Origin of the sequence: Salinibacter sp. (assembly GCF_042218895.1) — a bacterium.
GTDB lineage: Bacteria > Bacteroidota > Rhodothermia > Rhodothermales > Salinibacteraceae > Salinibacter.
In genome coordinates, this window is the sequence record NZ_JBDGQQ010000128.1 from 1 (window position 1) to 5,135 (window position 5,135).

Genomic DNA, 5,135 nt, shown 5'->3' on the forward strand with positions numbered 1-5,135 from the left:
CTGAGCTCGACCTCGATGCCCTCGGCCCCTTCCTCGACCAACATCCGGCCCTTCTGGGAGGGGTCGACGTAAAACTCGGTCAGGTCCTGCCCGATCAGCTCTTCGCTCGACTCGACGCCGAGCAGGTCCACCAGCGCTTCGTTCGCGTACTCGATGCGGCCGGTGGGCCCTGCACGGAAGACCCCTGCCGAGAGGCCCTCGGTAATCGACCGGACCCAGGCGTCCCGCTGCCGCAGCTTCCGTTGCATCCGGCTCCGCTGGGCGGCCCAGCGCAGGGTCCGTCCCGCCAGCGCAGGGGTTAGCTCTCCTTTCTGCAGGTACTCGGCGGCCCCAGCCTGCTGGGCTTGGAGGGCCGCATCGAGCCCCTCCCGGCCGGTAAGCACGACGATGGGGACCTCCGGGGCCGCCGAAATGGCCGCGGCCACTGTGCCTGGGCCCTCGCTGTCGGGGAGCCCGAGGTCGAGAACGAGCACGTCCGGGCGTCCCTCCCGGAGTGCAGAGAGGCCATCCTCCAGGGTCTCTCTGTGGCGGAGGGTCGCTTCAACCCTGCTTTCCCCGAGGTACTCTTCGAAGAGGCGGGCATCGCCGGGATTGTCCTCGATCAGGAGAACGCGGAGCGAAGCCGCCTCGCTAGAGTTGGACTGAGAGTTCATAATCGGATTCGGATTTCTGCGAGATCGATTTTGACCATGCACCGGCGGCAACAGCGGTCCCCTCCGGCCGTTTGCCGTCGCCTCTATTCCTCGGGCAGACGGACCACCTGAAACCAGAACTCGTCGACCGACTGCACGATCGTCGTGATCTCGTCGAGGTCCACCGGCTTGGTCACGTAGGCGTTGGCGTGCTCGTCGTAGCTTTTCACCACGTCCTCCTCCGCCTCCGAGCTCGTGAGAACAATCACCGGCACGCGGCGGAGCGTCGGGTGGCTCTTCATCTCCTGCAGTAGGTCGTGCCCGCTTTTTACCGGAAGGTCCAAGTCCAGCAGCACCAGGTCGGGCCTGGGCCTCTCGTCCTCGCCGGTGAGCCCGAGAATGTCCTCGGCCTCCTCGGCGGTGTGGGCCACCATCAGGTCGTTGCGCACCTTCGACTCGCGCAGCATCTCACGGGTCAGGCGCACGTCGGCCGGGTTGTCTTCGACGAGAAGAATCCGGACCGGGCGCTCCCGCTCCGAATCGGAGGGGGGCCCTTGCTCGGGCGCATCTTGGTCAGACGATGTTGTCATGGGAGGCGTTTGGGGTGAGGTGGAGGGTTAAGTGAAAGGCCGAGCCCTCCCCGGGCTCCGACTCGACCCAGAGAGCTCCGTCGTGGCGCTCTGCGATCTTTCGACTGAGAGCAAGCCCCATGCCGGAGCCTTCCTGCCCGGCCCCGTGCGGGTCGAGCTGCTTGAAGATCTGGAAGATCTTGTCCTGCCCTTCGGGAGGAATGCCCGGCCCCTCGTCGCGGACGATGACGTGGGCGGTCCCGTCCGGCTCCGCCCGGCCGCTTACGTGGACGCGAGGCGGGGCGTCCCCACGGTACGTGAGGGCGTTCTCGATCAGGTTCTGAAAGACACGCCGGAGCTGGTCGCGGCTTCCGTAGGTGGTAGGTAGGGCCTCCCGGGTGACGGTGCCGTCCAGCGCATCGATTTCCCGAGCCACGTCGTCGAGCACGTCGGAGAGCACCGCGTCCAGGTCCACTTCCGCGAACTCCCCCTCCTTGCGCCCCACGCGGGAGTACTGCAGCAGCCCGTTGATGAGGGCCTTCATGCGCTCGGCCCCGTCGACCGCATACGCGATGAACTCCTGGGCCGTCTCGTCCAGGTCCTCCTTGTAGCGGCGCTCCAGGAGCTGGAGGTAGCTGGAGACCATCCGGAGCGGCTCCTGCAGGTCGTGGGACGCTGCGTAGGCAAACTGCTCCAGCTCCTCGTTCGAGCGCTCCAGCTTTTCGGTCCGGCGGCGGAGCATCTCCTCCATCTGCCGCTGCTCGGTGACGTCGTTGAGGGCCAGAAGGAGCCGGTCCGGCTCGTCCGCGTCGCCCCGAAGCCTCCGGCCGTTGATGTGGAGCACCCGCCGCCCCAGTCCGTCGAACGTGCGGTCGAGCTCAATCTCCTCGAAGGGCTCGCCCTGCTCGAGAAGCCGACCCACGGCCTCCCGCAGAATCGGGACATCGAAGTGCCCGCCCCCCAATGCGTAGAGGGACGCTCCAATCGTGTCGTCGGGCGTGGCCGAGAACACGCGGTAAAACGCCGGATTGACCTGGCGCACCGTGAGGTCGGTGCCTAGGACGAGCAGGGGCTCGTGGAGGGTGTCCACGATCCGCTGGGGATCCGCCAGCGGGCCGACATCGGAAGAGGACGCCCCGGACGAGGAGTCCTGAGCCTGAGAGGGAGCCATGGCAGGAGCACATGATGTAGGAGTCGTCGGTCGCTCTCCGCCCGGTGCACTCGTTCCAACGTCGCCCTGGTCCGTTACGAGACGGGTAGCATCGAGTGGCTACGAAGGTGGTGAAGAGCCACGCGAAATGTGAATATGTTTTGTATAGACGGCCTAGTTGTTTGGCAGGTTCCCCCTGTAGAACGGGACCCCCATTACGAGAGGACCTCCACCCCCCCAAACTCGAATCGGGCGCCTCCGCCCTCTGCCTCCGTGAGGGTCACCGCCCAGCCATGAGCCTCGGCGATGCGCTCCACGATCGCGAGGCCAAATCCAGTGCCCTCCTCTCGCGAGGTCCGGCCCGGTTCGAAGACGTCTTCGCGGCGCCCAGGCGGAATGCCAGGACCGTCGTCTTCGACGTACAGGGTGGCGTCGCCCCTCCGCCCCACCCGGACCGTGACGGCCGCCCCGCCGTGCTCGATGGCGTTTCGGAAGAGGTTCCCAAAGACGTGCCGGAGGCGGTCCGGGTCGCCCTCGATTGTGCACTTGTCGACGACGACCAGGGAGGCCTCGCCGGTCTGAATCATGCTCCAGCACCGCCCCACAATCTCCGCCACCGGAACGGGCTCGGGGGATTCCACCGCCTCCCCTCGTCGGGCGAGAACCAGCGTGTCGGAGATGATGTCGTCCATCCGATCGAGGGCCTTCTGGGCCACCTGGAGGTCATCGCTCGCCCCGCCGTCCCCTTCCAGTTGTGCGGCCGCGATGGCCGTGCGCCCCTGTGCGACGCTGAGTGGACTGCGGAGGTCGTGGGCCACAATGCCCGCAAATTCGTCGAGCCGGTCGTTCTTGCGCCGCAGCTCCTTCTCCCGCTGGATTCGGGCCGTCACGTTTCGGCTGAGGGCGATGAATTGCTCTTCGCCCCCAATCCTCGTCTTGTCCACCCAGACCTCGACCGGGAACGTCGATCCGTCTTTGCGACGATGCCGGCCTTGTCCCTTGTCGCGATCGCCCACGTCCATCTCCGCCCAGATTTCCCGTAGCTCTTCCGGCTCAACCCCGACCTCGAAGTCCGTCACGTTCATGGACAAGAGCTCCCCGCGCGCACATCCGAGATCGTCGATGGTCTGATCGTTGACATCGATGACGTTTCCGTCCGCGTCGTGGACAACGACCGCGTCGGGGAGCTTCTTGAACAGCGACTTCAGGCGCTGGCGACTCCGCTCAAGTGCCCGCTGCCGCCGCTTTCGCTCGGTGACCTCGCGGTCGATGCCCATGATGCCCGCAACGTTGCCCTCCTCATCGTAGTACGGATACTTATTGCTGAGGAAGACGTGCTCGTCTCCGTCGATAAATCGGGTCGTTTCGTGGGCGTCCGCCGCCTCGTCCTCGAGAATCTGCTCGTCAATCCGGCGGATGCGGGTCGCACTTCCGACGTCGAACAGCTCCTCGTCCCGCTTCCCGACGACCTCTTTGGGCGCGAGCCCGAAAAGCGCAGCGGCCGCCTCATTCACGAAGCGGTAGCGCCCCTCGCAGTCTTTGAGGTATACGGCCTGCGAGGTATTCTCGATGAGTGCAGTGAGCCGGCGGTTCGTTCGGGCAAGCTCCTTCTCTGAGGTCTTCCGGTCCGTAATGTCGAAGAAGCAGAGCGAGAGCCCGCTCTCGTCGGGATAGACGCGCACCTCAAACCACCGATCCAGGGCCGAGTTGTAGCGCTCAAAGGATTGTTGCTCCTGTGTCTCCATCGCCGCTTCGAGCGCCTCCTGGGCAACCGTTCCCTTCGACTCCGGGAACGCGTCCCACACGTGCTGCCCAATCAGTTGCTCGCGACCGGTGTCCAGGATCTGCTCGGCCTGGTCGTTGACGTAGGTGTACTGGAGGTCGGAATCGAGGGCCGCGATGCCCTCGCTCACCCGCTCGAAGACCTTACTCCGGCGAAGAGTCCGTTTTTCGCTGGCTGGGCTTTCTGCAGAGTCAGGCATGGAGGCTAGGCTGTACGGATCCGGGTTGGAGGGTGCAAAGACTGAAAATGGTAGAAAGCGGTTTAGGTTACACTCAAACTTCAATCGTGCGGTCCGGTGCTACGAGGAAGTCCGGTCGATGAGCCCGCAGGGCAATCTATATCCAACTCGTTCCATTGAAATCGGGAGGCCCTCAGGTCTGTCGGAAGAAGCATCCAGGGAAATGGATTGCGTTCCCGGGATCGGTTTTCTGACGACTCGAGAATCTACCCTCGATCACTATGGAGAGGGGACCTGTGGCCAACATGGACGGATGGATCTGGGGGAAGGGGCGTGGCTTGCGGGCAGATGGAACGAGCCAGGGACACTGGCAACATTTCTCCTTCGCGCCGTCTTGACCGCACGCCCCGCACGCGCCTCGCCGTCTTGGGTTAGCGGTTCAGCCACTCGGTCACCCGACGGGCCACCGGCCGCGGCGTGAAGCGCACGAGGAAGGCACCGATCTTATTGGGCCAGCCGGGCACGACGAGCGTCCGGCCGTCGCGGAAGGCGGCGTGTCCGGCCTCCGCTACCTCCTCGGCCGTCATGGTGGAGGCGGTCTCGAAGAGGGCGGTGCCGCGCATGTCGGCGCGGTCCAGGAAGGCGGTCTCCGTGGGGCCGGGCGCGAGGCACGTCACGGTGACGTTCGTATCGGCTACCTCGTGGGCCAGTCCCTCGCTGAAGGAGAGGACGTAGGCCTTGGTGGCGTAGTAGACGCTCATGTAGGGGCCGGGCTGGAAGGCGGCGGTGGACGCCACGTTGAGCACCCCGCCCCGGTCCCGCT

5 protein-coding genes are annotated in these 5,135 nt (G+C 65.3%); all 5 read right to left on the reverse strand.

The window, feature by feature from the left end:
• On the reverse strand, positions 1-653 hold a 653-nt coding region (locus ABEL04_RS11320; RefSeq protein WP_375802502.1), incomplete at its 3' end, for a response regulator.
• Positions 654-736: 83 nt separating this feature from the next.
• Positions 737-1,222, reverse strand: coding sequence for a response regulator (locus ABEL04_RS11325; protein WP_375802503.1), 486 nt, complete (start codon positions 1,220-1,222; stop codon positions 737-739).
• Positions 1,206-2,372 carry an ATP-binding protein gene (locus ABEL04_RS11330; protein ID WP_375802504.1) on the reverse strand — a complete coding sequence of 389 codons (1,167 nt, stop codon included), beginning with the start codon at positions 2,370-2,372 and terminating at the stop codon, positions 1,206-1,208. Before ABEL04_RS11330 ends, ABEL04_RS11325 begins: the two co-directional genes overlap by 17 nt.
• A gap of 194 nt (positions 2,373-2,566) precedes the next feature.
• Positions 2,567-4,333, reverse strand: coding sequence for a PAS domain S-box protein (locus tag ABEL04_RS11335; protein WP_375802505.1), 1,767 nt, complete (start codon positions 4,331-4,333; stop codon positions 2,567-2,569).
• A gap of 410 nt (positions 4,334-4,743) precedes the next feature.
• On the reverse strand, positions 4,744-5,135 hold a 392-nt coding region (locus tag ABEL04_RS11340), incomplete at its 5' end, for an SDR family NAD(P)-dependent oxidoreductase (RefSeq protein ID WP_375802506.1).